This window comes from Cognatundibacterium oligocarboniphilum, assembly GCF_013377855.1.
Taxonomy (GTDB): domain Bacteria; phylum Pseudomonadota; class Gammaproteobacteria; order Burkholderiales; family Burkholderiaceae_D; genus Undibacterium; species Undibacterium oligocarboniphilum.
The window spans coordinates 202,592-229,549 of record NZ_JABXYJ010000005.1 but is presented as its reverse complement, the minus strand read 5'-3'; the positions used below and the strand labels follow the sequence as shown (position 1 = coordinate 229,549).

General features: G+C 52.5%; 26 protein-coding genes. 1 reads left to right on the top strand and 25 read right to left on the bottom strand.

The genetic code is table 11. From position 1 onward, the window contains the following. Window positions 1–2: 2 nt before the first annotated feature. The 10 genes from ispG to surE all read right to left on the bottom strand — a co-directional run bounded on the left by ispG (window position 3) and on the right by surE (window position 10,069). The gene (ispG, locus tag HV832_RS10310) at window positions 3–1,274 is read right to left on the bottom strand and encodes a flavodoxin-dependent (E)-4-hydroxy-3-methylbut-2-enyl-diphosphate synthase (RefSeq protein ID WP_176803752.1); all 1,272 of its coding nucleotides are present in this window, start codon (window positions 1,272–1,274) and stop codon (window positions 3–5) included. Between the two features lie 2 nt (window positions 1,275–1,276). Beyond that, window positions 1,277–2,290 (bottom strand): helix-turn-helix domain-containing protein, encoded by a 1,014-nt coding sequence (locus HV832_RS10305; protein ID WP_176803751.1) that lies wholly within the window; start codon window positions 2,288–2,290, stop codon window positions 1,277–1,279. Continuing rightward, complete coding sequence (pilW, locus tag HV832_RS17305; protein WP_317889320.1) at window positions 2,283–3,089, bottom strand: type IV pilus biogenesis/stability protein PilW; 807 nt, start codon at window positions 3,087–3,089, stop codon at window positions 2,283–2,285. Before pilW ends, HV832_RS10305 begins: the two co-directional genes overlap by 8 nt. Next, window positions 3,086–4,243, bottom strand: coding sequence for a dual-specificity RNA methyltransferase RlmN (rlmN, locus tag HV832_RS10300; protein WP_176803750.1), 1,158 nt, complete (start codon window positions 4,241–4,243; stop codon window positions 3,086–3,088). The genes pilW and rlmN overlap by 4 nt, the downstream gene beginning before the upstream one ends. 77 nt (window positions 4,244–4,320) lie before the next feature. Then, window positions 4,321–4,746, bottom strand: a complete 426-nt coding sequence (ndk, locus tag HV832_RS10295) for a nucleoside-diphosphate kinase (protein WP_176803749.1) — start codon at window positions 4,744–4,746, stop codon at window positions 4,321–4,323. Window positions 4,747–4,871: 125 nt separating this feature from the next. After that, window positions 4,872–6,209, bottom strand: a complete 1,338-nt coding sequence (gene rlmD / locus HV832_RS10290; protein WP_176803748.1) for a 23S rRNA (uracil(1939)-C(5))-methyltransferase RlmD — start codon at window positions 6,207–6,209, stop codon at window positions 4,872–4,874. Between the two features lie 125 nt (window positions 6,210–6,334). Continuing rightward, window positions 6,335–7,381, bottom strand: a complete 1,047-nt coding sequence (rpoS, locus tag HV832_RS10285) for an RNA polymerase sigma factor RpoS (RefSeq protein ID WP_176803747.1) — start codon at window positions 7,379–7,381, stop codon at window positions 6,335–6,337. 105 nt (window positions 7,382–7,486) lie between these two features. Then, window positions 7,487–8,431 carry a peptidoglycan DD-metalloendopeptidase family protein gene (locus HV832_RS10280; RefSeq protein WP_176803746.1) on the bottom strand — a complete coding sequence of 315 codons (945 nt, stop codon included), beginning with the start codon at window positions 8,429–8,431 and terminating at the stop codon, window positions 7,487–7,489. Between the two features lie 46 nt (window positions 8,432–8,477). After that, complete coding sequence (locus tag HV832_RS10275; protein WP_176803745.1) at window positions 8,478–9,335, bottom strand: protein-L-isoaspartate(D-aspartate) O-methyltransferase; 858 nt, start codon at window positions 9,333–9,335, stop codon at window positions 8,478–8,480. Next, window positions 9,332–10,069, bottom strand: a complete 738-nt coding sequence (gene surE, locus HV832_RS10270; protein ID WP_176803744.1) for a 5'/3'-nucleotidase SurE — start codon at window positions 10,067–10,069, stop codon at window positions 9,332–9,334. Before surE ends, HV832_RS10275 begins: the two co-directional genes overlap by 4 nt. A gap of 108 nt (window positions 10,070–10,177) precedes the next feature. Between surE and HV832_RS10265 the strand changes: the two genes are divergently transcribed. Then, window positions 10,178–11,158: an NADPH:quinone oxidoreductase family protein gene (locus HV832_RS10265; RefSeq protein WP_176803743.1), complete on the top strand. Its 981-nt coding sequence runs from the start codon at window positions 10,178–10,180 to the stop codon at window positions 11,156–11,158. 90 nt (window positions 11,159–11,248) lie between these two features. Here HV832_RS10265 and HV832_RS10260 read toward each other — a convergent pair whose 3' ends face one another. From HV832_RS10260 to HV832_RS10190, 15 genes are all read right to left on the bottom strand, one after another. Next, window positions 11,249–12,472 carry a cyclic di-GMP phosphodiesterase gene (locus tag HV832_RS10260; RefSeq protein ID WP_176803742.1) on the bottom strand — a complete coding sequence of 408 codons (1,224 nt, stop codon included), beginning with the start codon at window positions 12,470–12,472 and terminating at the stop codon, window positions 11,249–11,251. 139 nt (window positions 12,473–12,611) lie between these two features. Beyond that, entirely contained in the window at window positions 12,612–13,421 is an 810-nt protein-coding gene (locus HV832_RS10255; protein WP_223827247.1) for a uracil-DNA glycosylase family protein, read from the bottom strand. Then, window positions 13,418–14,002, bottom strand: a complete 585-nt coding sequence (locus HV832_RS10250; protein ID WP_176803741.1) for a type II secretion system protein N — start codon at window positions 14,000–14,002, stop codon at window positions 13,418–13,420. Before HV832_RS10250 ends, HV832_RS10255 begins: the two co-directional genes overlap by 4 nt. 11 nt (window positions 14,003–14,013) lie before the next feature. Beyond that, the gene (gspF, locus tag HV832_RS10245; protein WP_176803740.1) at window positions 14,014–15,234 is read right to left on the bottom strand and encodes a type II secretion system inner membrane protein GspF; all 1,221 of its coding nucleotides are present in this window, start codon (window positions 15,232–15,234) and stop codon (window positions 14,014–14,016) included. A gap of 2 nt (window positions 15,235–15,236) precedes the next feature. Continuing rightward, window positions 15,237–16,667, bottom strand: coding sequence for a type II secretion system ATPase GspE (gene gspE / locus HV832_RS10240; protein ID WP_176803739.1), 1,431 nt, complete (start codon window positions 16,665–16,667; stop codon window positions 15,237–15,239). A gap of 3 nt (window positions 16,668–16,670) precedes the next feature. Beyond that, window positions 16,671–18,854: a type II secretion system secretin GspD gene (gene gspD / locus HV832_RS10235; RefSeq protein WP_223827246.1), complete on the bottom strand. Its 2,184-nt coding sequence runs from the start codon at window positions 18,852–18,854 to the stop codon at window positions 16,671–16,673. Then, a complete protein-coding gene (gene gspN, locus HV832_RS10230; protein ID WP_176803738.1) occupies window positions 18,851–19,639 on the bottom strand; it encodes a type II secretion system protein N in 789 nt (262 codons plus the stop codon). The genes gspD and gspN overlap by 4 nt, the downstream gene beginning before the upstream one ends. Before the next feature lie 4 nt (window positions 19,640–19,643). Beyond that, the gene (gspM, locus tag HV832_RS10225) at window positions 19,644–20,144 is read right to left on the bottom strand and encodes a type II secretion system protein GspM (RefSeq protein ID WP_176803737.1); all 501 of its coding nucleotides are present in this window, start codon (window positions 20,142–20,144) and stop codon (window positions 19,644–19,646) included. After that, window positions 20,144–21,400 carry a type II secretion system protein GspL gene (gene gspL, locus HV832_RS10220; RefSeq protein WP_176803736.1) on the bottom strand — a complete coding sequence of 419 codons (1,257 nt, stop codon included), beginning with the start codon at window positions 21,398–21,400 and terminating at the stop codon, window positions 20,144–20,146. Before gspL ends, gspM begins: the two co-directional genes overlap by 1 nt. An 8-nt stretch (window positions 21,401–21,408) precedes the next feature. Continuing rightward, a complete protein-coding gene (gspK, locus tag HV832_RS10215) occupies window positions 21,409–22,440 on the bottom strand; it encodes a type II secretion system minor pseudopilin GspK (RefSeq protein ID WP_176803735.1) in 1,032 nt (343 codons plus the stop codon). Further along, the gene (locus tag HV832_RS10210) at window positions 22,440–23,129 is read right to left on the bottom strand and encodes a PulJ/GspJ family protein (RefSeq protein WP_176803734.1); all 690 of its coding nucleotides are present in this window, start codon (window positions 23,127–23,129) and stop codon (window positions 22,440–22,442) included. Before HV832_RS10210 ends, gspK begins: the two co-directional genes overlap by 1 nt. Continuing rightward, entirely contained in the window at window positions 23,119–23,508 is a 390-nt protein-coding gene (gene gspI / locus HV832_RS10205; RefSeq protein WP_176803733.1) for a type II secretion system minor pseudopilin GspI, read from the bottom strand. The genes HV832_RS10210 and gspI overlap by 11 nt, the downstream gene beginning before the upstream one ends. A gap of 1 nt (window position 23,509) precedes the next feature. After that, window positions 23,510–23,974 carry a GspH/FimT family pseudopilin gene (locus tag HV832_RS10200; RefSeq protein WP_176803732.1) on the bottom strand — a complete coding sequence of 155 codons (465 nt, stop codon included), beginning with the start codon at window positions 23,972–23,974 and terminating at the stop codon, window positions 23,510–23,512. A 9-nt stretch (window positions 23,975–23,983) separates the two neighbouring features. After that, a complete protein-coding gene (gene gspG / locus HV832_RS10195) occupies window positions 23,984–24,442 on the bottom strand; it encodes a type II secretion system major pseudopilin GspG (protein WP_280525084.1) in 459 nt (152 codons plus the stop codon). A 221-nt stretch (window positions 24,443–24,663) separates the two neighbouring features. Then, window positions 24,664–26,928, bottom strand: a complete 2,265-nt coding sequence (locus HV832_RS10190; RefSeq protein WP_176803731.1) for a xanthine dehydrogenase family protein molybdopterin-binding subunit — start codon at window positions 26,926–26,928, stop codon at window positions 24,664–24,666. Between the last annotated feature and the right edge of the window lie 30 nt (window positions 26,929–26,958).

Genomic DNA, 26,958 nt, shown 5'->3' with positions numbered 1-26,958 from the left:
TATCAAGCTTCAACTGAGGACAGTGCGTAGTTCTTTTTGACATACTCCAGAACAATCGCCTGAAACTCTTCTGCAATATGGTCGCCGCGGAGCGTGACGGCTTTAGCGCCATCGATAAATACCGGCGCTGCCGGCGACTCCCCTGTACCAGGCAAGCTGATGCCAATGTTGGCATGCTTAGATTCCCCGGGTCCATTAACAATGCAGCCCATCACAGCAACATTCATGTTTTCAACACCCGGATATTCAGCCTTCCAGAGCGGCATCTGATCACGCAAAAAGGTCTGGATACGATCAGCCAGTTCCTGAAACACGGTAGAAGTCGTCCGTCCGCATCCCGGACAGGCAATCACCATAGGAGTGAATTTTCGCAAGCCCATGGTCTGCAGAATTTCCTGGCCAACGATTACTTCACGACAGCGATCTCCACCAGGCTCTGGCGTCAATGAAATCCTGATGGTATCGCCAATCCCTTCCTGCATCAGAACAGACAGCGCAGCCGTTGATGCAACAATTCCCTTACTGCCCATTCCCGCTTCTGTCAGCCCGAGATGCAAAGGATAATCACAACGTCGTGCAAGCTCACGATACACGGCGATCAAATCCTGAACTCCGGAAACTTTGCACGACAAAATGATTTTGTCGCCTGCCAGACCAAGCTCCTCAGCACGCTGGGCATTTTCGATCGCCGAAGTGATCAATGCCTCATACATGACAGCCTGCGCGCTCCAGGGTGCAGACCTTCCTGCATTTTCATCCATAATTCGGGCAAGCAACGCCTGATCAAGGCTCCCCCAATTGACCCCGATACGCACCGGCTTATCGTAGCGACATGCCTGCTCAATCATCTGGGCGAATTGAGAATCGCGCTTGGCGCCCTGACCAACATTACCCGGATTAATCCGGTATTTGGATAGCGCTTGCGCGCACTCAGGAAAATCCCGCAGCAGCAAATGACCGTTATAATGAAAGTCGCCGACCAGCGGAACTTCCACCCCCATCTTATCCAATTGTTCGCGGATAGCAGGCACAGCCGCAGCAGCTTCGGGATTATTAACAGTAATACGAACCAGCTCCGACCCGGCACGTGCTAATTCTTTAATTTGAATTGCAGTACCAATCACATCCGCTGTATCCGTATTCGTCATCGACTGCACCACAACCGGTGCCTGACCGCCGATCAGAATAGTGGAATTGCGATAACTGATTTTAGCCTGGCGCCTAATCTGACGGCCCGAAGGGCCTGAAAAAATTTCTGATGTCCCGGAATTCATGCTTACTTCACACTGAGATTAACTACATTTGAATCTTTTGGTAGAACAATTTCCATACTATTGCCACGCACCCATGCACTCACCCCTCTGGCATTGCCGAGACGAGCCTGTAGTGGACCATCTTTCAAGTCAAAAAACTCCTCGGTACCCGCTTTAGCCAAATGTGAAGTCAGCACTACTCCGGATTCTTTCTTCACCTGAACCCAGGAGTCCTGGTGAAATACCAGCTTCAACTGGTTACCAGCACCACTGACTGAAGTTTGCAACACAGATGTATTGTTGTCTGTACCTGATGATATCTCTGGTGACGTTTTGCTGATCACTGCTGACTCAGGGATTACCGGCTCAACCTGAGGAGTGGTAGGCAAAGCTGACTGTACCTGCGACAGTGGCAATGCAGAAGCGACCTTCTCCACCACAGGCAAAGAGGAAGATGTCGTCGCTGCATCAAGCACAGGATTGCGAACGTCATTGGCAGAATCAGCAGTTACCGTTTGAGTTTGAGTCTGGGAAGTTTGTGTCAGATATTTCAGATACCCGGCCTGTTCAATGCGCTGTATGACAACAAACAGCACAGCTGCTAATGCCAGGCACGCCGACGCAATCAGGTATTTCCTATTATTATTTTCACTACGTCCTAAAAATGAAGTTCTGGACTCCTGAAATGGCGTTGCCAGTGTCGGGCGAAGCCCGTCATCAAGCGCCTGAACATTATTTTCAGCAGGCAGACTGGCAATCACCGAAGACGGATCCAGTTTCAACAACTTGGCGTAAGAACGAACGAAACCACGGACAATCACCAATTTTGGCAAACGCTCAAATTCATTATTTTCCAATGCCGCGATTTGCCTGACGGAGAGCTTCAGATGCTCCGCAACCTGCTCAACAGACATTCCTGCCTGCACCCGTGCCGCCGCCAATTGCGCACCGGCGGTCTGCACTACACTCAAAACCGGCTTATTACCAGATTCATCAGAGACTGCATCCGATGATTGCTTTAATCCTGCATCACTCATCGAAAGCACCCCGCTGTAACAAACCAAACTCCCGGGAGTCCGGATAACGGCGGCGCAGCTGAGTAGAATAATTGCTCACCGCAGCAGGATCGCCACGGCGCCTCTCAATCTTTATGGCAAGCCACAAAACATCAGCAGTCATAACATCAAGCTTAATGACTCTGGAGATATAAAAATTGGCCTTATCATAGTCACCACGGTCATACCAGATTTTCGCCAGATTACCGTTTATTCCCGGATTACCCGGATCTTCCCGAAATCCCTGCATGAAATATTTTTCAGCACCACTCACATCCTTCAGACGCAAACTGCACAATCCGGCATTGTTATAAGCCTTACCAGGCGTGGCATATGTCGGGTCTTTAATGACGCGGTCAAGATAGGTCAACCCCTGACGCTCCCTGCCGTTCTGACACAGAAACCAGCCATAATTATTGGCGACATCAACATTATTGGGGGACAATTTCATCGCCTGAAGAAAATTATCTTCAGCCAATTGACGTTCTCCCATCTCCATAAAAATAACGGCCCGGACAGCATAGGCATCCACCAGATCAGGATAAATAATCAATGCCTGACGGATTTCTTCCAGCGCGACCTTATACTGCCCCTGCTGATAATAACCAATCGCTAACTGCATTCGGATTGATGCGCGCTTTTGCAACTCCTGCTTATCCGATGAGACGACTGACTCGCCAGATCGTTCATCAAGATATTTTGCAGAACAAGCCGAGAGTAATAAAACAAAAGAGAGGGCGATTGCCCCCCTGAAGCGCCATTCAATTCCAAGAATTTTCACTGGGTAATCTCCACAATTTTGCCGAAATTTTCGCCAAACTTCTTCTGATACTCCGCCATTTTTTGCATGCGCTCCTGCACACGCGTCCTGTCTTTGACCTCTCCAGCGAGCTGACCACATGCGGCATCAATATCATCACCACGCGTTTTACGGATTGTCGTGACAATACCCTGATTCATCAGTATCTGGGCAAAAGCTTTAATTCTCGGATTTTGGGAACGCTTCAAACCCGATTCGGGAAAAGGATTAAATGGAATTAAATTAAACTTACAAGGGACATCCCGCACCAGCCTAATCAGTTCACGTGCATGTTCATCGGAATCGTTCACGCCGTCCAGCATGCAATACTCAAACGTAATGAAATCTCTTGGGGCAAACTCGAGATAACGCTGGCAAGCTGCCATCAATTCAGCAAGGGGGTATTTTTTATTCAAGGGAACCAGACCATCCCGCAGCGAATCGTTAGAGGCATGCAAAGATACCGCCAATGCTACCGGACACTCCTGAGACAACTTATCCATCATTGGCACAACACCACTGGTCGAGACCGTCACACGCCTGCGCGATAGACCATAGGCATTATCATCAAGCATCAGACGCAAAGCGGTTACCGTAGGCTCAAAATTCAGCAACGGCTCCCCCATCCCCATCATCACAACGTTCGTAATTTGACGTTCACCTTTCGGGCCAGGAGCCACGCCTTTGGTTTTACGCAACTCAAATTCCGCCATCCACAACTGACCGATGATCTCGGAAACACTTAAATTACGATTAAATCCTTGTTTACCGGTAGAGCAGAAGCGACAATTGACCGCACAGCCGGCCTGAGTGGAAATACATAAAGTTCCACGATTTTCTTCGGGAATAAACACTGTCTCAACAGCATTACCCTGACCAACGTCCACCAGCCATTTACGGGTACCGTCTGAAGAAGTATGGTCACTGATGACTGCCGGAGCAGCAATCACAGCTCTGGTGGCTAATTTTTCGCGCAGAGATTTGGCAAGATCGGTCATCTCTTCAAAGCTGCTCGCGCCAAATTGATGTATCCAGCGCTGCAATTGCTTTGCACGAAACGGCTTCTCACCCAGCTCGCCACAATACGCAACCAGCTGTGCAGGATCTAAATCCAGTAAATTAATGAGTACCGTCATGCATTTCTCTTTCGCACCCCGTCGCGCATCAGCAGAACGGGGCTTCATTTCTTCAATTACGCTTCAAATAATACCGATTAACGTGAATATACGTTCAGTGCCGGGAAGAAGTAAGCGATTTCAACTGCAGCAGTTTCCGCCGCATCAGAGCCATGCACCGCATTGGCATCGATAGACTCAGCAAAATCAGCACGGATAGTGCCTTTTTCTGCCTTCTTCGGATCGGTTGCACCCATCAGATCACGGTTTTTCAGAATCGCACCTTCGCCTTCCAGAACTTGTACGAACACAGGACCGGAGATCATGAAATCAACCAGATCTTTGAAGAAAGGACGTGCGGCGTGTACAGCGTAGAAGCCTTCCGCCTCAGCGCGAGACAATTGTGTCAGACGAGCAGCCACAACTTTCAGACCAGCGTTTTCAAAACGGCTGACAATTTGACCAATCACATTTTTTGCAACTGCATCAGGTTTAATAATAGACAATGTACGTTCGATAGCCATCTAAAAACTCCAATAAAAAGAAAGGGTTAAGACAAAAACTCAAGAATTCATCTAACCTTTGATTTTAGCATGAAACATGAGGGGCAACATGTCTTTAAAGTAAGTCACTGCAAATTCCCGCAGAATCAAGAAACCAGATCAAATACCGCCATCGATTCCACATGAGAAGTATGCGGAAACATATTCACCACACCGGCATAACTGAGTCGATAGCCTGCGCCATTCACCAGCATTCCTGCGTCGCGAGCCAGCGTCGAAGGACTGCAGGACACATACACAATCCGCTTGGGCTTCATTTCGGGAGAGCGATCCGTCAGATCAATCAGCGCCTGACACAACGCCATCGCCCCATCGCGTGGCGGATCAACCAGGAAACGGTCAAATCGACCCAGCTTTATCAGATCATTCGCAGTAATCTCAAACAAATTCCTGGTGCCGAATGCAGTCTTTCGGTCCAATCCGTTAATCCTGGCATTATTCAGTGCTCTTTCAGTCAACACCTCACTTCCCTCGATGCCAACAACCTCCCTGGCCACGGTGGCAATTGGCAAAGTGAAGTTACCCAATCCACAAAACAGATCCGCAATCCGCTCATCATCTTGTGCATCCAGCAATCTGAGCGCCTTTGCCACCAACACACGGTTGATATGGTGATTTACCTGCGTAAAATCTGTCGGCTTGAACGGCATCCGGATACCAAACTCAGGCAATCTGTAGAATAGATCACATTCAGCAGGATAATAGGGCTCTGCCGTTTCCGGCCCTTTCGTCTGCAACCACCAGTGAACATGGTACTGGTCTGCGAAGGCTTTAAGTTTTACCTCATCCTCCGCGCTTAATGGCGCCATAATCCGCAGCACCATCGCCGTCACTCCCTCTCCGATCGCAAGCTCAATCTGCGGCAGAGCCTCAACCACGGACAAAGAAGCAATCAGCGACCGCAGGGGCATCAGCATTGCCGAGACATGTGGAGGCAGAATCTGACAGGTTTCCATGTTCGCGACATAGCGCGATTTTTTTTCATGAAAACCAACCAGCACAGCCCCTTTTTTAATCACATGACGGACCGACAAGCGAGCGCGATAGCGATATCCCCAGGTAGGTCCATAAATCGGACGCATCATTGTCTGCGGGCGCACTTTGCCGATATGCCACAAGTTATCTTCCAGCACGCGCTGCTTCATTGCAACCTGCGCATCCGATTCAAGGTGCTGCATCGAACAGCCCCCGCACGTCCCGTAAAAATCACATTTAGGCTTAATCCGCTGTGATGAAGTACGGTGAACCTCGGTCAACGTGGCAAGCTCCCAACTACTCTTTTTCTTATAAGAGCTAAAACTGACCAGTTCTCCGGGCAGCGCACCTTCTACAAAAATCACTTTACCCTGAGTACCGTCTTCGTTCTGCAAGTGACCGACACCGCGCGCATCCATGTCAAAGGAGCGTATTTCAATTTTATTCATTGGAAATATGATGGCGCGCACTGAAGTCGCGCCAGATAAGGATTAAAGATCGGAATTAATTCAAAGACGGAATTATAAAAGAACCGGGAACAGCAGCGCCTGTTTTTATCGGCGAAGCATCAGGATCAGATCAGGGAATCCCGACCAAGTCCGCGTGAAATCAGCGACCGCTTCAGCTTAATCAAAGCCTCCTGCTGAATCTGTCGCACTCGTTCGCGGGTAATGCCCATCTCATCCGCCAACGTTTCAAGCGTAGCAGGATCATCATTATCCAGCCCGAAACGGCGCATGACCACCAGACGCTGCTTGTCGGGCAGACGCGCCAGCCAGTCCCTGACCAGCAAGGTCATTTCATGGTGCTCGGCACGCACATCCGGCGCATCCTCGCCATCACCCGGCAACATATCCATCAAGCTGGATTGCGGATCATTATCGAGCGGGGTATCCAGTGACGTGGCGTGTTCAGATAAAGCCAGAATATCCTGAACTTCATCTACAGGCCTGTCGACCAACATCGCAATATCTTCAAGATTGGCATCCCTGCCATCCCGCTGCTGGGATTCAAGATGGTATTTAGCACGCAGAATCTGGTTAAGCTCCCGGACCATATGGACTGGCAACCTGATAGTGCGCGCCTGATTCATGATGGCACGCTCAATACTCTGACGTATCCACCATGTTGCATAGGTTGAAAAACGAAAACCTCGCTCCGGCTCAAATTTATCAATCGCATGCATCAACCCCAGATTACCCTCTTCAATCATATCGAGCAAAGCAACGCCACGGTTGATGTAATGCTTGGCAATAGATACCACCAGCCTGAGATTATGTTCAATCATCTTCTGGCGGGCATCGAAATTCCCCTGTTTGGCCAGGGTTGCGTAATGCAACTCCTCGGCCGAATCAAATAAAGGTCGAGTACCAATCTGATTCAGATAATACTGCGTAGTATCCGTAGATAACTCTGCCGCAAGAACGGTCTTTAACTCATCAATAGGCGCGACGACCAGAGATACCGGATCGCTGTTCCTGTCTTCAGTTGTATCTGCATCTTCAAACTGATCAGGATCCTGCACCTCGCCTGTAGCCAGATCCTGTTCCTCGCCGGATGCCACCTGAGCATCTTCGCAAGCAGGCGCTTTCAGAGTTTGGCTAATCACGCTTTTTGGCATAGTGGATCGCGAGAAAGGTTAACGGAGACAACAGGGATGTTTCGTAGCACGCAAACTGATCACTGATTCATACGGGAGAACATCGTCACACTGCTTAAAAGCTACCTACCGGACAGGCAGGTATCGAGCCGGATCCACGGGTTTTCCCTGCAAGCGTATCTCAAAATGCAGTTTCACGCTGTCACTGTCAGAATTTCCCATTTCGGCAATTTTCTGCCCTTTGGTGACAGACTGCCCCTCCTTGACCAGTATCGTCTTCGTGTGTGCATAGGCAGACAAGAGACTGTTATTGTGCTTCACAATGACCAGATTCCCATATCCACGAATGCCACTGCCCGCATACATCACTTTACCGGCACCGGCGGAAAAAATATCCTGCCCCATACGTCCTGCAATATCCAGTCCCTTATTTTTCGACTCATCAAAACCAGCCAGTAACTTACCGTCGACAGGCCACATCCAGTCGACCGTATCCCCATCCGTTACCGGTGAGTCAGCCGCTTTCTCTGCAACCTTGGCAGGAGCAGCGACTTCGGTGCGACTGACCGGTACGCTGGCCGCAGATGAAACATCTTGCTTCTGAAGCTCGGCCAGGTTTGCCTCTGAATACGATTTCTTGTCACCCTTCGGAGAGTTTTTATTCCCCAAAGAATTTGATGCCGGTAACGGCAAAGGCTTTACTTCCAATGCTCCCGCAGCCACCGGGACTGACTGCACGCCGTTCAGATCAGGAGGAGCCACCCGCAATACCTGATCGACTTTAATGTCATTAGGATTTTTCAGACTATTCCACGTCACCAGATCACTGTAACTTTGCCCGTGATCCAGAGCAATGCGGTACAGCGTATCGCCGCGCTTCACAACATAAGTACCTTTCGACGCATCCGGCTTGGCAGCAGGCTTCGCCACCGGCACGACCACCGTTTCGGTCGCAGGTGCAGGAGCAGCACCCCGCTCTATCACCGGTGCCTTATTCGGCATGGAACCGCAAGCCGTCATCAACACAACAATGCTGACAGCCAGAAATTTTTCCAGATTTTTTATTTTCATTCTCATTAAAAATTTGACAGAATCATTCGATCCTGAATCACACGATTCAGACCACACCTGAACGCAAAGGAACAAAGTGACAGTGCTCAATTACTGTCCGGCGCCATTCGGAATGCGAGACCCGCTCAATCAATTCCAGCACCTGACGACGATCTCCCACCGGGGCAATCAAACGCCCGCCCACCTTTAACTGCGTCAGCAAAGCCTGCGGTATTTCAAGGCCTGCTGCAGCCAATATAATACCGTCAAATGGTGCCACCTGCGGCAATCCGAGCATCCCATCGCCATAATGCAGGCGGATATTGGCAATCCGCATCGGACGCAGGTTTTGCTTTGCCAATTCATGCAAAGCTTTAATCCGCTCAATTGAATAGACTTCTTTTGCAATCAGAGACAATACGGCTGCCTGATAGCCACAGCCGGTACCAATCTCCAGTACCGAATCAAGCGCAGCACCATGACGCAAAATCTCCAGCATGCGCCCAACGATATAAGGCTGCGAAATAGTCTGGTGATGACCGATGGGTAGTGAGGCATCCACATAAGCCTGACTGGCAAGGCCGGACTCCAAAAACAGATGTCTCGGCACCGCCTCAAGGGCAGCCAGCACGGTTTCATCCTTGACGCCCTGCTGGGCGACTCGCGCCACCATTGCTTTGCGCACGGCATCTGATACCAGTACTGCCCTTGAAACATCTGCAGAAATCGTCCCTCCTGATTGCGATGCCTGACCCGTTGCTGACATTGTCGTTTTTGCTGCAGACCCCGGCCAATAAGCCGCATGTTTAATATTTCGCATCGCCGTCTGAGTGGATGCACTGCTCTGAAAACGGGAAGCATTCCCCTCCCGCTGCTGAACAACAGAAGATAAAGATAATGGAAAGCGCTTGCCTTTCGACGTCATATCATCTTCATCCCGAGCATCTCCAACTGGGATGTATTCGTCAAGTCCACCTGCAGCGGAGTCACCGAGATATAACGATTGGCCACAGCGTCAAAGTCAGTCCCGGCACCACCATCCCGCACAGCACCTGGCGGGCCAATCCAGAAAATATCGCGGCCATGAGGATCCTTCATCTGAATGACCGGCTCAGAACTGTGCCGCTTGCCAAGCCGGGTTTTCCTGATGCCTTCAATACTGGCGACGGGTAAATTAGGAATATTCACGTTCAGCAAATATGGTCTGGGTAACTCATGAAATCCATGTCTGACCAGCTCGGCGGCTTTCTCCGCTGCCGCATCCAGATGCACCCAGGCTTTGTCCACCTGGGAAAAAGCAATCGACGGAATTCCGAACAAATAGCCCTCCGTTGCAGCAGCAACCGTACCGGAATACAGAGTATCATCGCCCATGTTCTGCCCCTGATTGATGCCCGAAACAACCAGATCAGGCTTTTCCCGCATAATCGCCGTTAAAGCAATATGAACGCAGTCCGATGGCGTGCCATTGACGAAATAAAACCCATTGGCGGCCCGCTGCACCGACAGCGGTCTGTCGAGCGTCAATGCGTTTGAAGCGCCGGAGCGGTTACTGTCCGGCGCCACCACAGTGATATCTGCAAACCTACCCAGTGCATCCGCCAGCGCGACAATGCCCGGAGCCAGATAACCATCATCATTGCTAATCAGGATTTTCATAATTGACATTCTAACCGATGCAGAAAAACAAATTTCTACTGTCATGCGATTTTTCCGGCATAATTAAAAAATTAAACGGTCGTACTATTTTATAAAACGGAGGCATCAATGAAGGCTGTTGTTTGTAAAAACTGGGGCTTGCCCGACACGTTGGAAATCACGGAAATTCCAGATCTGATCCCCGGGCCTGGCGAGGTGGCAATCCAGGTGAAAGCGGCTGGTGTCAATTTTCCTGATGTACTGATTATTCAAAATAAATACCAGTTCAAGCCAGAACTCCCGTTCACGCCCGGAAGCGAATTGTCCGGTATCGTTTATGCGACAGGCGAAGGCGTATCCCATGTCAAAACCGGCGACAAAGTCATTGCCTTCATTGGTCAGGGCGCGTTTGCCCAGCAGGTTGTTGCGTCAGCCAGTGCCGTTATTCCGATGCCACCCGGCATGGACTTCGATACTGCTGCTGCGATCACGCTGACTTATGGCACGTCGCATCATGCGGTAGTGGATCGCGCCCAGCTCAAAGCCGGTGAAACCATGCTGGTACTGGGTGCGGCTGGCGGCGTAGGGCTAGCTGCGATTGAAATCGGCAAAGCGCTCGGAGCAAGGGTCATTGCAGCAGCATCGACCGATGAAAAACTGGAAATTTGCAAACAGCATGGTGCTGACATCACCATCAATTACAGCACCAGCGATTTACGGGAAGCGATCAAAAATGCGACCGATGGCAAAGGTCCGGACGTCATCTACGACCCGGTAGGTGGCATTTACGCTGAACCGGCATTCCGCTCAATTGCCTGGCGTGGACGTTATCTGGTGGTTGGTTTTGCAAATGGTGAAATACCGAAGTTACCGCTGAACCTGACTTTATTGAAAGGAGCTTCATTGGTTGGCGTTTTCTGGGGCGAATTCGCAAGACGGGAACCGAAAGCCAATATGGCGGCGATGCGCGAAATGATGGGATGGCTGGCGGAAGGAAAAATTCGCCCTCATATCTCCGCCCGTTATGCTCTGCATGAAACACCCCAGGCACTCAATGATATCGCAGCACGGAAGGTGACAGGTAAAGTTATCATTCAACCAGAAAGGTAATATCCGGACTGGCAAAAAGACGCATCAATCTGGGAAAAAGCGGCCTGCACCGGTCAGGCCGCAATCAGAATACTGCACAGCATGAAATACTTATGCAGTCTCTCCGAGCCAATAGCGATTAATATCTTTCAATCCCCATTTTTCTGCATCCTCCCTGGTAGCAATCTTATCTTGTAAGCCCGCTCCGGCCAGATCAAGCAGTTCCGGTGCGATATAGCTCATGGATTTTATGGAGAAAAATACCCGCACCTTAGGAGTAAGCAGAGATTTCCCCGCCTGCTGTTCGACCACGACACCAAGACGTCCCGACTCAAGCCTGACCAGCGTCCCGACCGGATAGATACCGATACTTTTAACAAATGCCTGGAAAACCTTTTCGTCGAAATGCCCCTTGCTCCACTCCGCCATTTTGCGCAGGGATTCCGCCGGACACCAACCCTGCTTGTATGGCCGGTTGGAAGTAATCGCATCATAGACATCGCAAACGGCACCCATACGGGCAAACAGGCTGATCTCGTCTCCCTTCAAGCGATGCGGGTAGCCAGTTCCATCCATTTTTTCATGATGGTGCAAACATACGTCCAACACGACCTGGCTGACATCCCTCGATTCCATCAGCATTTTGTAACCTGCGGCGGGATGTTCTTTCACCGAGACAAATTCGGCATCTGTCAGTTTTCCGGGCTTATTCAGAATATCTGCATCAACCATCATTTTACCGATATCGTGCAACAGACCGGCGAGTCCCGCTTCACGCGTCTGTTCATCGCTGAGCCCCAATTGTTTGGCCAACGCAATCATCAGTGCGCAAACAGCGACCGAGTGCATGTAAGTGTAATCGTCTTTGGTTTTCAGGCGAACCAGACCGATCAGCGCACCGGGATTACGCATGACGGAATCGGCAATCTCGGTCACCATTTCCTGCGCATTTCCGACATCCACTGCCTTTCCCATCCGAGCTTCAGTGAACATGGAAAAAATAGCCTCTTTAGATTTACTCACAATTCTTGAGGCGCGCCCCAGTTCGTCCGACATTGAGACTGGGGCAGTCTGACGAACCACTGGCGTTTTCGGCTCTTTCAGCTCCGGTGCCGCAACTTCCCGGGGGAGCGGCGCAACATCCTCCAGAACATCCAGGCCTTTGCTGGTATCGATCCAGGCTTCGCGTATTTTTGCTTTCTGAATCTCCTGAAGCTCGTTGTTTTCAGAAAGCAAAAATGACTTTTTCCAGAACGGCGTGTCTAACCACGAACTGCAAAGCTCGTGCACATACATGCCGGTTCTCAGTTTTGAAATTTCAATTTTTTTTAGCATAAGTAGTTAGACAGCAAGCGATCTGACAAAGCAGGTCTTCTGATGACATCATCAGATATAGATCACCAGATTATTCTACAACTGCATCAACTAAGCTATCTGGAGGAAAACATTTCTAACAAAAACCTGATGTCACCTTTTATGACCGATGTCTGCTCAACAAATGCATAGGATAAAATAACGCTTGCATTGTCTCGTTTCTGATAAAACTAAGGTTATAAGGATGCTCGGCAATGATATGAGGAAAATCAGCAACAACCGGAATCTGCCTCAATTGTTCTGCAATTTTCCCCCACAAGATCAGCGACGGCAATTCGGTACCTGATCGTGCTGCATGTTCCGCTATGGCGCTCAGCACTTCCTGTAAAAATGGTTGCCAGGCTTTCCCATCTTTTGCCGGTGCCACTTCAGATCGGAATACCAGCGAAGCATTCAACAACAAAAATCCCTGCTCGTGCAGATGCTGCTGCAATTCTGCCAGTTGCTGTATCCACGGCGAATACGCTTCAATCGCTGACGATGAAACTTTCTGCAACGCAGAGCCACTGGTATGAGCGGGATCCAGTGCGCCAGCGGCCACCAGCAGCATTTTGATGAAATTCCGTAAAGAAGTTGCCCGATTCACTTTTTTAGACAACCCACTGCCATCCTCCGCCCATAAGCGACTCACAGCGCCATCCATGAAACAGACGCCTGTGGCGCTCTCCTCGCGGGGATAAGGCCCTTCGCCAATCAGAATGTAACGCACTTTGGACATGGGTTGTCTGAATGCAGCAAACAGGCGCGACCGTGCAGGCAAAAACGCACTCTGTATCAGCGTATTGAAATAATTCCCATCACGCTGATGCATTGCCAGCAAACCTGCTGCAATAGCAGAATGCCATGAAGGATCCGCCATTGAATACGCATTATGAATCTGCTCAGGCAGCCACGGCTCACGTCCGGTCATTGATTTGCTCCTCCGGGCATAACAGCAGGCAGCGACGCGACGGGAAAACCCGGCGTGACCATTGGCGCCGCCGGCACGTGATGAGCAGCAGATTCAGTGTGGGGAGGAAATGCCGGCGGCGCAATGACAGCTGTACTGGAAAGATCGCCTGGAGTGCTGATGGCAATCAGCCCATTGCTGCTTTTACTCTGCGGTAATTCAATCCTTTTAGGAATACCGTTATCAATAATGACGATTGCGGTTTCGCTGATTTCCTTTAACTGCACGCCCGGCGTGATGTCCTGCCCTGCAGCCAGCGGAATGCCAGGTTTGCCATTGGCACTGATAATCGCCAGGCTATGCGCTGCATGTTTCGCCAGAATAATGCCCTTTAATTGATAATTGCTGGCAATCGGCTGCTGACTCTGACTGAGCCCGAACAAACTGCCCCATTGCCCTGAGGCCGGTTCCAACGCATTGGACTGGACAGGTAACGCGACGCTGCGGGAATGCGGGGTCAACCACTGCAACCCCCAATAACTCAGAGAAATACATAACAGGGAAAATGCAAACAGGCTGGAGATGAGGGGTAAATGCTTCATGTCTTTCCTTATCAGCGTACCAGCTGATTAATTTCAATGATAGGCATCAGTACCGCCAATACAATCAGCAGTACGACCACGCCCATGGTCAGGATCAGCACAGGTTCCAGCAGACCGGCCATCGTCAGGGCACGACGTTCCAGGTCCTGCTCCTGTGCATTGGAAGCCCTCTGCAGCATCGCGGGTAACTCTCCGGTAACTTCTCCGGCGCGGATCATATGAATCAGCATCGGCGGAAAATGTTTATTGACGGACAGCGCTCTGGCCAGACTGACCCCCTCACGCACGCTGGCAGTTGCCGCTTCAACCTGGGCGCGCATGGCGACATTCGACAAGGTTTCGCGGCTGGTTTGCAAAGCACGCAAAATGGGGACGCCGGAACCGGTAGTAATCGCCAGCGTGCTGGCAAAACGGGAGGTATTGAGACTACGTTCGAACTTGCCATACAAGGGGGCAGTCAGCAGCCAGCGATGCCAGCGCATCCGAATCTCCGGATTTTTCAGCGCCATACGCCATAGCAATAAGCCGGAGACCAGCAGGATCGCGAGCAGCCAGCCATAAGCCCGGATAAAATCGGAAACAGCCAGCATCATCACCGTCAGGAAAGGCAATTTCTGCTTCGTATTCGCAAAGACTGACACGATCTGCGGCACGACGTACGTCAACAGGAATATCACGATTGCAAATGCCACCACAGTCACGATGGCGGGATAGGTAAAGGCGAGCTGCACCTTTTGCACCAGGGCGTTGCGGCGCTCAATGTAATCGGCCAGTCTGGATAAAACCTGAGACAGATGCCCGATCTGCTCTCCGGAAGCAACCAGTGCGCAATAGATATCGGCAAAGCTATCAGGATGCTGTTTCAATGCATCCGACAGTGCGGCGCCGGCCATCACTTCTGAACGGATTGAAGCGATCAGATCACGCAAAAAAGTACGTTCTGCCTGCTCCAGCAGCGCGGTTAATGATTGTTCCAATGGCAGACCAGCCTCCAGCAAACTGGCGAGCTGCCGGGTAAATAATGCCAGCTCCACCGTGGAAAGCCGTTCACGGAAAAGCGATATTCCTTTTGATGCGCCCGCCTCACCCTGCTGATCGATGATTTCCACCTGCACCGGCACCAGTCCCTGGGTTCTCAATTCCCCACGCGCAGCCCTCGCACTGTCGGCATTCAGTACGCCCGACACACTGTGACCGACGCTGTCTATCGCTTCATATCGGAATGCTGGCACGGTTATTCCTTCGTCACGCGCAACAATTCTTCCGACGTCGTCACGCCGCTATTAAGCCAGCGCTCGCCGTCTTCACGCATTGTTTTCATGCCGTTGCGCTGGGCCACAGCACGGATTTCCGCTTCAGACGCCTGCTGATGAATCTGGGCACGGATCTCATCAGTGGTCGGCAACAGTTCATAGATCCCGACACGTCCCTGATAACCAGTATGCCCGCAATACTCACAGCCTGCCGCATGCCACTGACCACCTTCCTCGCGGCGGCAATGCACGCACAGCTTACGCACCAGACGCTGCGCCACCACCCCCAGCAAAGAAGAAGACAGCAGGAAGGGTTCAATGCCCATATCCAGCAAACGTGTTACTGCTGCTGCGGAATCATTGGTATGCAGCGTCGCCAGAACCAGGTGACCGGTCAGCGAAGCCTGCACTGCAATCTGTGCGGTTTCCAGATCACGGATTTCGCCAATCATGATGACATCCGGATCCTGTCGCAAAATTGCCCGCAACGCTTTGGCGAAGGTCATGTCGATACGTGCGTTTACCTGCGTCTGCCCGACACCGGCCAGCTCATATTCGATCGGATCTTCAACAGTAAGAATATTGGTGGTGCCGGCATTCACACGGGATAATGCAGCATACAGAGTCGTCGTTTTTCCTGAACCAGTTGGCCCGGTCACCAGCACAATGCCGTGCGGTTGCCGGATCAGTGCATCAAACTGCTGCAACACACCGGCATCCATACCGAGACTCGCGAGATCAAGACGACCCGCTTCCTTGTCCAGTAAACGCAATACCGCGCGCTCGCCATGCCCGGTCGGCAAGGTCGAAACCCGCACATCCACTGGTTTACCGCCAATACGCAGCGTGATTCGGCCATCCTGCGGTAGGCGTTTTTCAGCAATATCCAGTTGCGCCATAATTTTGATCCGCGAAATCAGCGAGGCATGAATTGCTTTGCGTGGCCGGACAATATCGCGCAGCGCACCATCCACCCGGAAACGGACAATGGAAATCTGCTCAAACGGCTCGATATGGATATCGGATGCTCCATCCCGCAAAGCCTGGGTCAACAAAGCGTTGATCATCCGGATCACCGGCGCGTCATCTGCCGACTCCAGCAGATCTTCCACTGCCGGCATATCGGACATCAGCTTGGCCAGATCGAGATCGGATTCAACCTCCCCCACGACATCTGCGGCATCACCGCCTGCACCGGCATACGCACTGGCGATCAGCGCATTCAGGCTGTCATGAGTCAGTACCTGTAATTTGATTTTACCGAATTTACGCCCGACCTCTGCAATCGCGGCAGGCGATGTTTTATCGGAGACAGATAACTCGACCGGCGCATCCAGCTGTGACAAATCCCTGCTGGCCAGCACGGCAAAATCACGTGCAAATCCGAACGGTAATAAGCGGTTTTCCAGCATGGCTTATTGGCCTTCTTTCTTACCTGCTTTAGTCGTATCAAACAGATCAGGCGTTGGCGCAGCGATCAGTTTTCCTTTTTCCATTTGCGGCATGATAGCTGCAGCATCGGCGCCATTCCTGGCTGGCGCCATCTGTGTCCGCATATAATCATAACGATCAATCGACACACTGCTGCTGTGCTCGGCACTGCGCACCACGACCGGACGTAAAAATACCATCAGGTTGGTTTTACCACGCTTCACAGTCTGGTACTTGAACAGATTACCGATCACAGGCAGATCACCCAATCCCGGCACTTTCTCTACCGTGTCGGAATTACTGTCTTCGATCAGGCCGCCCAGCGCCAGAATCTGGCCGTCTTCCACCAGCACATTAGTCAGGATAGAGCGTAATTTAGTGATCAACCCAGACGTGGTGGTGGTCGCTGAGTCATCGACACTGGAACTTTCCTGATAGATGGACAGCTTCACTGTTCCACCTTCAGAAATCTGAGGCTTGACCGCGAGTTTCAGACCGATTTCCTTGCGTTCTATGGTCTGAAACGGATTCACTCCGGCAGAGCCTGTCGATGCGGAAGTAGTGAACTGACCGGTGACAAATGGTACGTTTTTACCGACCACGATTTTGGCTTCTTCGTTATCGAGCGTCAGCAGGGTCGGCATGGACAGAATATTGGCATTGCCACCACTTTCCAGCGCATGCGCCAGAGCGCCGAGCCCTAATTTTCCATTGATCTGCTTAAAAATACCGATCGACAGACCATTTCCCGGACTCGGCGTGCTGCTGGTTGCCAGACTCAGGATATTGTTTCCTGAACTCGTAAAGGCAGTTCCGCCGCCGACACGGTAGTCACTATTTTTATCCCCGGACAAACCCATCCACTGCACGCCAAATTCATTGGCTTTATCGGCATTCACCTCCACAATCAGCGCTTCGACATATACCTGAGCGCGACGTGCATCGAGTTGGTCAATCACAGTCCGCAGGTTTTTATAAACGGCCTCACTAGCCGTGATAATCAGTGTGTTGGTGGCGGCATCGGCCTGAATGAATCCTGCCGTACCAGAGCCAGAACCTGTGCTGCCGCTGGTCGCGTTGGATGATTGCGGCAAACTGAGGCTACTCGCGGTGGTACTGCTTCCCGTACCTGTGGGCGAACCCGAGGCAACCGGGCTGTTGGTACCATTCGTGCTGCTGCCAATGTTCGACAATCCGGTTGCTGACGGCTGTGCACTGGTGTCTCCGGAAATGATAGAGCGCAGTGTCTGCGCCAGTTTCACTGCCTCGGCATTTTTCAGATAGACCACGTGCACATTACCCGGCAAGGCCGTCGGCTGATCCAGCTTGGCGATCAGCGATTTCACCAGATTGGCACGCGCCTGTGAGGGTGCGCGCAGCAAAACCGAATTAGTGCGGGGGTCAGCCATCAGCGCTACCCGCCCGCCCTCGGCCGCTGCATTGCTATCGCTCAGCTTGGTCACCAGTGTTGCAATATCGGTAGCCATGGCATATTTAACCGGAATCACATCCATATCGACATTGGCCGGTACATCAAGCGCGGCGATGATCTTGTTCATGCGCTTCAGATTGTCGGCGTAGTCAGTAATGACGACAGAGTTATTGCCCGGATTGGCATTGATGGTATTGTTTGGCGAAATCAGCGGCCGCAGTATCGTCACCACATTTGCCGCTGATTCATAATTCAGGCGATAAACTTGTGTGGCGACCTGATCGCCTTTGACAGATTCACTTTTCTCGGCCTGAATGGTCTGAGTCGGCCCTGGTTGCAGCTTGGCATCGGCTTCCGGCACTACTTTGTAATAGCCGTCGGCATATACCACCGCATATCCCTGCAGACGCAATGTTGAGGTCAGCAGTTTAAATGCCTGATCCTTGGTCAGCGGTTTTTCTGACACCAGATTCACCTGCCCTTTTACCCGAGGATCAATGATGAACGTCGCACCGGTGTAATGTCCGATCGCTTTCACGACCGAATCAATATCGGCACCGACAAAATTCAGGTCTGCCGTATTTTGCGCCGCACTCTGCGCCAGTGCAGAAGCATTGAATAAGCAACCGGCGGCGGTCAGCACCGCAACACCGGTCATGCTGGACCAGTGGCGCAGTGGTTTGCGTAAGAAATTGCGGGTCATAGCTGCCTTGTTTTGTGATGGATATGTTTTCATTTAAACTCTAACGCAATGATGTCCTGATCGCCGTCCTTGCGGCGCTGCCCTAGCAAATTCAACAGATTTGCCAATTTTGCTTCCTGCCCTTGCTGTGCCCAGGCTTTACCGGAAAACTGAAAATGTCCATTGGTGATGTCACCGCTGCCGCTCAGCATCATAGGGCCTTTTTCGGTCATCAGATTCAAGCTGGCATTTGCTCCCTGAAGATCGAAATTCATAACGTAGCTGCCTAAGGGCCGGATTGGTGACAGGCGCGAAGCCATCTCCGTCAAGTGCAATTGTAATTGCCCGGCGGCCTGCAGCATGCGGTTATCACGGCTAAAGTGCAGATGATTCCAGCTCAAAGACAGCTTACCTGTCGGGCCGATTGTATTGAGCGGCGCACCCAGCCCCTCAAGCCGTTCGGTGGGCAAAGCCAGTTGCGCCGGGCTCACCTGCCATTCCGAGAGACTACCCTGAACATGCACAGGAGCTGACAGCGATTCGCTGTTACTCAACTGCGCATCAAGCTGCCCTAAAAAAATCAGCGGGGAAATCTGCCAGGAAAAACGACCTGCAAATAAAGGCGTCACCGGTTTTTCCGCACCGGACGCCACACCGACAAATGCCGAGCCATGCCAGAACGATCCCTGCACATCTCCTAAGCTTAAACGGCCTTGCGTCTGTTTTTCGAGAACAGCGCCCAGCCAGCTCGCCGGCAGAAAAAAAAGCACTGACAGCACAATACTGCCAATGGCAATCAGCAGCCAGGTCAGACGCGAAGACCACAAACCCGATCCCATGCGCTCAGTTCCCGCCCCGTTGCTGCTTCAGCGTCAGGCTGACGTTCACTTGCCCTGTTTCAGGCAAAGCTGTAAATCTGGCTTCCTCGACTGTCAGACGCGATGATTTTTGTGCTTCAACCAGCCATTCCATCATATTTGCATAAGAAACCGCCTGTATCTGCAAACGTACAATGTCATCCGACATATTCAGGGTTTGCGCCTTGATACCACGGGTAGCCAGCGATGCTTCGACAATTTCCCGGCTGACAGGCTCACTGAACTGCGCAACGCTGGCAGCCAGTTGCGTGTACTGTGACTGCAATGCCGCAATTTCAGCGACCTGTTGCCGCAAGACGGGAATCTGTTTCTGCAGACGGCTTCTGCCACTCCATGCCGGCTCAAAACAAATCAGATAAATCAAAGCCAGCAGTACAACTGCCGCACCGCCAGTCAGCAAACGGCGCTCGCGCTGATCGCGTTGCTGCCAGAAGCGTGCATATTCTTGTAAAAACTGTTGCAGCATCAGTGCTTTCCTCCCAGGCTGATATGCAATACACCATCCGGTGTTGCTTCAAGCCGCATCGATTTTTCTTCCAATGCAGCCCTTAGTTGATCGAGCGGAATCTGCCCCGGCGATTTCACTTTCACATGCAAGGCCCGCTCTCTGTATTCAACACTGCTGACGGCCGCGGATTTACCCGCCATCACACGCTCCCATATCTGAGTGAACTGCCCGGTCATGACGGCAAAATCATTGGGGGCAAACTGCCCCGACTGGCGTTGTACCATGCTGACTTTTTGTCGCATCTGTTCCAGCGGATCAGGGATCGTGGTTTCTTTCGGAAAACTGTTCTGATAGGTATGCAGCAGTACATCGCTGAGTCCGCGCGCTTCACGCTTGAGCCTATACCAGTCCAGATTCAGCGCAGTCACATTCACCAGCAAGGCTGCCAGCACCAGTCGCAATGGCCAGCGCCACGCTGTCCAGTCGATGGCAGGCCGGTGAATGGCGTTGATTTCCGACAGTAAATCCGGCGTATCGGCATTCAGCCCTGCAGTCCGCACGACCCAGCTAATGGCTTTCAAGGGATATTGGCTGGCGATAACCTCACCCAGCGCATGCAGTTTTTGCTGCCAGGCATCCAACGTCACTGCATCCACATACAACGGGATTTCCGCTGCCGGTGCCACTAATTGCAGCATTGCCGCCACCTGAGAGGCATCCGCATCCGCCAGCAACATCCCCACGCTCTGCTCCTGCTGACGCAGCAACAAGGTCAGGGATCTACCCACGTCGTCCAGTACGGCAACGCCGGATTGTCCTTCTGCCGGTTGCTGTACCGCCAGCTGCGCCGGAAAGGCAGCAATTTTTTTCACCGGCCAGTCTTTGACCTGTTCAGCGACAAGATCCAGCCAACGTCTGTCAGTGACTGCGACGCTGACTTTCCCCTCCCGCACCGGAGTCGCTGCCAATACGACCTCCGCAGGATCGCTGACGATCTGCTCTTCGAGCATATTCGGCAGAGCGCTCTTTAATTTCATGCCGGACATCGGCGGCACCTTGATCTGCTGCAGGCTCACATCAGATCCCGCCAGCAACAGACTGACCTGTCGCACATCACGGCTCAGGGAGCGCAATTCGGCAAAGGTTTTCCGGCCCTGTTGCAGCACATGCCCTTCGGCAGACATCAGCGCGAATGGCAAGGCGCCAGTCAGCAGCCCCGGCTGATTCTGCGCGCTCATCCTGGCGGGCAAAGCAATATAAAGTGTACTTGCCATATTCAAATTTAATTATCCCTGACCCATAATACGGTCGTTGCCCCATCATCGGCGCGCTCAATCAATGCACTGACATCCATCAGCGAGCGATTCATTTTCACTTTGCCGTTCACCACAAAAAACTGGGTCCAGACCTGGATATCCTTATCCGTCGTCGTTTTACCCTTATCCAGAAAACGTTGATGGAAATCCGCCAAATCACGGAAATACGCACGATCACGGCTGGCGACCATCAGCGCGGCATCCGCCATGCTGACGCCTTCGATCCTGGCTGCCAGCACTTCTGCCGGCGCCGTATTCAGATTCACCGCGGTAGTGGCTGTTTTACGCGGTAATACCATGACATAAGAACGGAGTTTTTCTACAATTTCCGGCGTATAACCGGAAACCGCAAGCAGATCTTCCACCTGTACCAGGCGCAAGAATTGTACTTCAGTACGATCGTTCACAGAGTCAGTTTTTGCATTTACCACACTACTTACAGTACTGGTGGCGCTCGCAGGAGAACTGTCCGGCGCGCCGGCCGGTGTTTTGATCTGAGACTGGCTGGCTGCGATCATGTCAGCGGCTGCTTGCGCCAGATCGGGCGACAGTCGGAGATTCACCAGCAACCGGGAAAATGCCGCAAGTTCACGCGGATCAATCACGCCGTTAGTCGCCAGATTATTCAGATTGTATGACGCCTGAGCATCAACGATCTGGCCTGACAGGGTGGCATCACTCTCCTCTGTCTCTGCACGGCCATTTTCCACATACTGATCAAGACGGGTATCAGCCAGCTTCACGGCCCACGGCTCCCCCAGATAGTCCACCTTGGCGGACTGGCGCGCATCTTCACGCAGGATCAGCCGCGCCCAGTCAATCGCACCGCGCAATATCCATTTTTTCTGCAACTGCATGCGCTGGTTTTCGATCGAACGTACCTGAACCTGCTGCTGCCAGAACAGACTGGCGACGATGGTGATGGCCAGCGTGGTCAGCAACAGTGCCGTCACCACGGCAACACCTCGCTGCCTGCGCATTGGTCTTGAGAGCCTCATCAGCCAGCTCCCAGCAAAAATACTTTGATCATCGGCGCACTCTGCCCCTGCACCAGCAAAGAGACTTCCAGTCCGGTCAGTTTTGCAGTTTTATTCAGGGAATCTGCCGCAATGCCGTTTTTAATCTTGTTTTCATCGGTCATATTCTGCACATCGCTGCCACCGACCCGCCAGCCGGTTTCCCCCAGCTTCCAGGTCCGCATCGCAATCTGCGCTACATCTTTTTGCAACAAGATACGACCCCAGCTGTCGCTATCATCGGCGGCACTCTGCCAATCCTGCTTCAATACTGCCAGCTCCCGCGTCGGCAACGATTCGCGCCGCGCCAGCTGGCTGTCATTCACGCTGTACACCACAATCTGATAGCGGGTCGGCTGGTTTTCTTCAGACACACTACGGATCAGCATCAGTTTGTTGCCGGCGGTATTGAGCACACTGCGTCCCGGCATCAGACCAGCGTCGATGAGATGAGCGCCGTCATTTTCGATCTGCGCAAAAGCCAGCTGAATGCCGCGCGTCTGTTCCATGCTGGCATTCAATGCAATCCTGGCACGCACAATACTGTCAAGACCGCGCCACCCCAAAACTGCCACAATCGCCAGGATAGTGATGGCAACCAGCAGCTCAATCAGCGTGAAGCCGCGACTGACCTTGATTTGAGACTGTACAGGAATCCGGTCACAAGGCATTCGGTACCACCTGCGTCAGCTTGATAATGTGGCGCTCTGGCCTGGCCGTCTCATAGACAAACACTTCCACCCGGCGAAAAGAGGGATTCGGTGTGGCGATGACATGCTCTTCGCAGGTTAATTGCAGATCAGCCTGCGGACAATCAAAGCTGCGCTCGCCAAATGCCGGCCATTCTCTTGCCAACCGTATCTGCGCCAGACGGTTTTCTGCAGACCAGGTTGCCATCAGCGATGCCCTGAGGTCACTGCTGTTTTGCGTCAGGCTGCCGACTGCCCGCAGGCTGGCGCCCAGTGCAGTGCCGACAATCACCAGCGCCACCAACACTTCGAGCAGAGTAAATCCGCGGGAACGGACAGAAGAAGAAATATCCGGGTTCATTTTATTCCACCAAAAAATGCCCGATGCCATCAGCCCGGATCCGTACACTGCTGTCACCCGACTGTAAGGTCAGGATAAACGGCTTATCGACCGGCTCCCTGCCAAACACCACGCGCATGGGCATAGTCTGAAACGGGACGGGTTCCATTTGCAGCTTCACGGGAGATAATTCGAAATTGCGTTCGCGCAGTAAGTCATCTTTCAGCGGAAGCCAGATCCGGTCTTCTCGGATCTGGAAACGGTAACCGGACTGATCGGCCTCAAACGCAACCGGCAGATTGCGCAGAATCGCCTCATCGCGTGCCAGTTGCATCAGCAAAGCAATCCGTCGCGCGTCAATTTCCAGCCGCTGGCGCTGGTCTGGCATGGCGTTAAAACTCACAACGCCCAGCATGATGCCGACGATGACGAGAACCACCAGTAATTCCAGCAGCGTGAACCCCTGCTGCCTGCGCACAGACTTCATGTATCTGCTTTACATGTCCCAGGAGCCGATATCGGCATCCTTATCGATACCGCCGGGCTGACCATCAGCACCGTAGGAAAATACATCAACTTCACCCTTGATACCCGGGGACAGATACTGATAGGGATTCCCCCACGGGTCTTTCGGCAATTTTTCAATATAACCGCCGGTTTTCCAGCCATTCGCGGCAGGACCGGTCGTCGGTTTCACGATCAACGCCTGCAGGCCTTGCTCCGTGGTCGGATAACGCTGGTTGTCCAGGCGGTACAGTTTCAGCGCCTGCATCAGGGTGGCGATATCCTGCCGTGCGGCAGAAATACGGGCATCATCAGTACGGCCCATGAGTTTGGGCACCACCAGCGCCGCCAGGATTCCCATGATGACCACCACCACCATGATTTCGATAAGCGTAAATCCACGTGCGCGGCGCTTTGCCGGAGGAACGGACATAGTCTGAAAATTCAACATAAACACTTCGGTCAAAAAAAAGTTCAACATGAAAGAACAAGCACAGCTTGCGGCGCATCGCAGTATAAAACGGGAATACAACAGGATGATTAACTGTTACTCAAAAATAACAAAAAAATCATCAAATCAGATACTCCCCCATCATTTCTTCAAAAACAGCCCAGCATCCTTGTCAAACAAGGGGAATTTTATATACTCCCCATAGTATATTCGACCATATTTCAGCTCAGCTTCAGAGGCAGGCTGCGCAAGCGCTGACCGGTCAGTATGAACACGGCGTTGGCGACCGCCGGTGCAACTGGCGGCACACCAGGCTCACCAATCCCTTCCGGCGGCTCTGCACTTGGCACGATCACCACCTCCACATGTGGTGCTTCGTTCATACGCAACACGGCATAATCATGGAAATTGGTTTGCTGAACCTGGCCGTCTTTGATCGTCACTTCACCGTATAACGCAGCACTCAGGCCAAATATCACGGCGGACTCCATCTGCTGCATGATGATGTTGGGGTTAACAGCAATCCCGCAATCGACCGCGCACACCACACGATGTACACGAATCTGCCGATCATGCACAGACACCTCCGCCACCTGGGCCACGATGGTGCCAAAAGATCGGTGCAACGCAATGCCATGCGCTCTGCCTTCAGGAGCGGCACCCGCTTTATTCAGCGCGGCATCCAGCACCGTCAGGTGACGTCGCTGATTGCTCAGCAATTCACGCCGGAATGCTGCCGGCTGCTTACCGGCAGCATGCGCCAGCTCGTCAATGAAGCTCTCTTTGAAAAATGCGTTATGCGAATGCCCTACCGAGCGCCAGTAACCCAGCGGCACCGGGGTCGGCACGATCACATGTGCAATCTTCTGGTGGGGGAATTGATATGCTGTATCGAACTCCCCTTCCGCAGTGGTTTTATCCGGCCCGGCACCCATCAGGCCAAACGTGCGCTTGAGCACCTGATGAGTGATTGATCCGGAAGCTGATTTATTATCATAAGCAATGACGCGCCCCTGCGCATCCAGTGCTGCGCTGAAGCGTGCCAGCGCAGCAGGGCGGTAGACATCATGCGTGATATCCTCTTCCCTGCTCCAGATCAGCTTCACAGGCACCCCCCCGGTTTTACGGGCGACCGCCACAGCCTGCAGCACCATGTCGACTTCCAGCCGGCGTCCAAAACCACCGCCAAGAAAACTCATATGCAAGTTCACCTGCTCTGCCGGAATGCCGGCTGCCCTGGCCGCAACGTCGACCACAATGCTCGGCACCTGCGTTGATACCCACAGATCGAGCCTGCCTTCTTTCAGCTGCGCAGTGCAGTTAATAGGCTCCATGGCGGCATGCGCCAAAAACGGTGCGCGGTATTCCGCCTGCACTTTTTTCACTGCGTCGGCGCTGTTCAGCATGGCAGGAGCATCACCCTGCCGGTAATAGGTGAAACCGGATTCGCTGTCGATTTTTTCCGCCAGTTCCTGAAACACTTTCTCAGTCGTCAAACCCGCATGCGGGCCAGGGTTCCACTCCACCGGCAGTGCAGCCAGCGCCTTTTTGGCATACCAGTAGCTGTCTGCCACTACCGCAACACCCGCTACGCCGGCCGGTCCTGCTTCTGCGGAAAAATCGACCACATAACGCACACCCGGCAAGCCCTGAACAGCCTGTTCATCAACATGTCTAACAGTACCGCCAATTACAGGACTCATCTTTAGTGCGGCATACAGCAAACCCTCAGGCCGCGCATCCATTCCATATTGTGCGGAACCATCAGTTTTGCTGCGGGTATCAGTACGCGCCTGGGGATGGCCGATTAAGGTGAATGCCTTCGGATCTTTCAGCGTGAATGACTCTGGCCGCGCATTCACTGCCTTTGCTGCCAGCACGCCATAAGCCAGCTGTTTTCCTGCCGCATTTTTGACCAAGCCATTTTCAGTGCGACACTGGTTCGCAGAGACCTGCCACTCCTGCGCAGCGGCAGCCACCAGCATAGCGCGCGCGGTGGCGCCCGCTTCACGCAAGGGCATCCAGGCATCTTTTACGCTGGAAGAGCCACCAGTTACCTGCAGACCAAGTTCACGCGCGGTTTTCAGTGTCATCCATTGCGCAAACCGCTTCACCGTTCCCTGATCATCCGGATGAAATGGCAAGCCATCTGCCAGCATCGCCATGTTGCCGTAGATTTTATCGACCGGCGCATGCATCGTTCTGATCATGTGTATCGGCACATCCAGCTCTTCCGCTACCAGCATCTGCAACGCAGTATGAATGCCCTGCCCCATTTCACTGCGGTGCATGGCAACCGTGACGATGCCATCAGCAGCAATCTTGATCCAGCCATTGAGCGCCACCTCACCCTGCACGACCGGCAAAGGATGTGCGCCATTCAACCGCTGGCGCGGCGGCATGACTCCCCAGCCCACCACCAGCGCACCGGCAGCCCCCAGGCCTCCCAGGATAAAACGCCGGCGGCTCTTTTTAATTTGCGTCATCTTTGTCTCCGTTTTTGTTTTACTGCCACA

Bases quoted from the DNA above. Each gene is read 5' to 3' on its own strand.
- surE (WP_176803744.1), bottom strand. From the start codon at position 10,069: ATGAAAATCCTGATTAGCAATGATGATGGTTATCTGGCTCCGGGCATT.
- gspN (WP_176803738.1), bottom strand. From the start codon at position 19,639: ATGGGATCGGGTTTGTGGTCTTCGCGTCTGACCTGGCTGCTGATTGCC.
- gspG (WP_280525084.1), bottom strand. From the start codon at position 24,442: ATGTTGAATTTTCAGACTATGTCCGTTCCTCCGGCAAAGCGCCGCGCA.
- rpoS (WP_176803747.1), bottom strand. From the start codon at position 7,381: ATGCCAAAAAGCGTGATTAGCCAAACTCTGAAAGCGCCTGCTTGCGAA.
- HV832_RS10275 (WP_176803745.1), bottom strand. From the start codon at position 9,335: ATGACGTCGAAAGGCAAGCGCTTTCCATTATCTTTATCTTCTGTTGTT.
- HV832_RS10250 (WP_176803741.1), bottom strand. From the start codon at position 14,002: ATGAAGCATTTACCCCTCATCTCCAGCCTGTTTGCATTTTCCCTGTTA.
- HV832_RS10305 (WP_176803751.1), bottom strand. From the start codon at position 2,290: ATGAGTGATGCAGGATTAAAGCAATCATCGGATGCAGTCTCTGATGAA.
- gspI (WP_176803733.1), bottom strand. From the start codon at position 23,508: ATGAACCCGGATATTTCTTCTTCTGTCCGTTCCCGCGGATTTACTCTG.
- HV832_RS10255 (WP_223827247.1), bottom strand. From the start codon at position 13,421: ATGACCGGACGTGAGCCGTGGCTGCCTGAGCAGATTCATAATGCGTAT.
- gspM (WP_176803737.1), bottom strand. From the start codon at position 20,144: ATGCTGCAACAGTTTTTACAAGAATATGCACGCTTCTGGCAGCAACGC.
- gspD (WP_223827246.1), bottom strand. From the start codon at position 18,854: ATGAAAACATATCCATCACAAAACAAGGCAGCTATGACCCGCAATTTC.
- rlmN (WP_176803750.1), bottom strand. From the start codon at position 4,243: ATGACGGTACTCATTAATTTACTGGATTTAGATCCTGCACAGCTGGTT.
- ndk (WP_176803749.1), bottom strand. From the start codon at position 4,746: ATGGCTATCGAACGTACATTGTCTATTATTAAACCTGATGCAGTTGCA.
- HV832_RS10200 (WP_176803732.1), bottom strand. From the start codon at position 23,974: ATGAAGTCTGTGCGCAGGCAGCAGGGGTTCACGCTGCTGGAATTACTG.
- HV832_RS10210 (WP_176803734.1), bottom strand. From the start codon at position 23,129: ATGCCTTGTGACCGGATTCCTGTACAGTCTCAAATCAAGGTCAGTCGC.
- HV832_RS10280 (WP_176803746.1), bottom strand. From the start codon at position 8,431: ATGAAAATAAAAAATCTGGAAAAATTTCTGGCTGTCAGCATTGTTGTG.
- HV832_RS10260 (WP_176803742.1), bottom strand. From the start codon at position 12,472: ATGCTAAAAAAAATTGAAATTTCAAAACTGAGAACCGGCATGTATGTG.
- rlmD (WP_176803748.1), bottom strand. From the start codon at position 6,209: ATGAATAAAATTGAAATACGCTCCTTTGACATGGATGCGCGCGGTGTC.
- ispG (WP_176803752.1), bottom strand. From the start codon at position 1,274: ATGAATTCCGGGACATCAGAAATTTTTTCAGGCCCTTCGGGCCGTCAG.
- gspE (WP_176803739.1), bottom strand. From the start codon at position 16,667: ATGCTGGAAAACCGCTTATTACCGTTCGGATTTGCACGTGATTTTGCC.
- gspL (WP_176803736.1), bottom strand. From the start codon at position 21,400: ATGGCAAGTACACTTTATATTGCTTTGCCCGCCAGGATGAGCGCGCAG.
- gspK (WP_176803735.1), bottom strand. From the start codon at position 22,440: ATGAGGCTCTCAAGACCAATGCGCAGGCAGCGAGGTGTTGCCGTGGTG.
- HV832_RS10190 (WP_176803731.1), bottom strand. From the start codon at position 26,928: ATGACGCAAATTAAAAAGAGCCGCCGGCGTTTTATCCTGGGAGGCCTG.
- HV832_RS10265 (WP_176803743.1), top strand. From the start codon at position 10,178: ATGAAGGCTGTTGTTTGTAAAAACTGGGGCTTGCCCGACACGTTGGAA.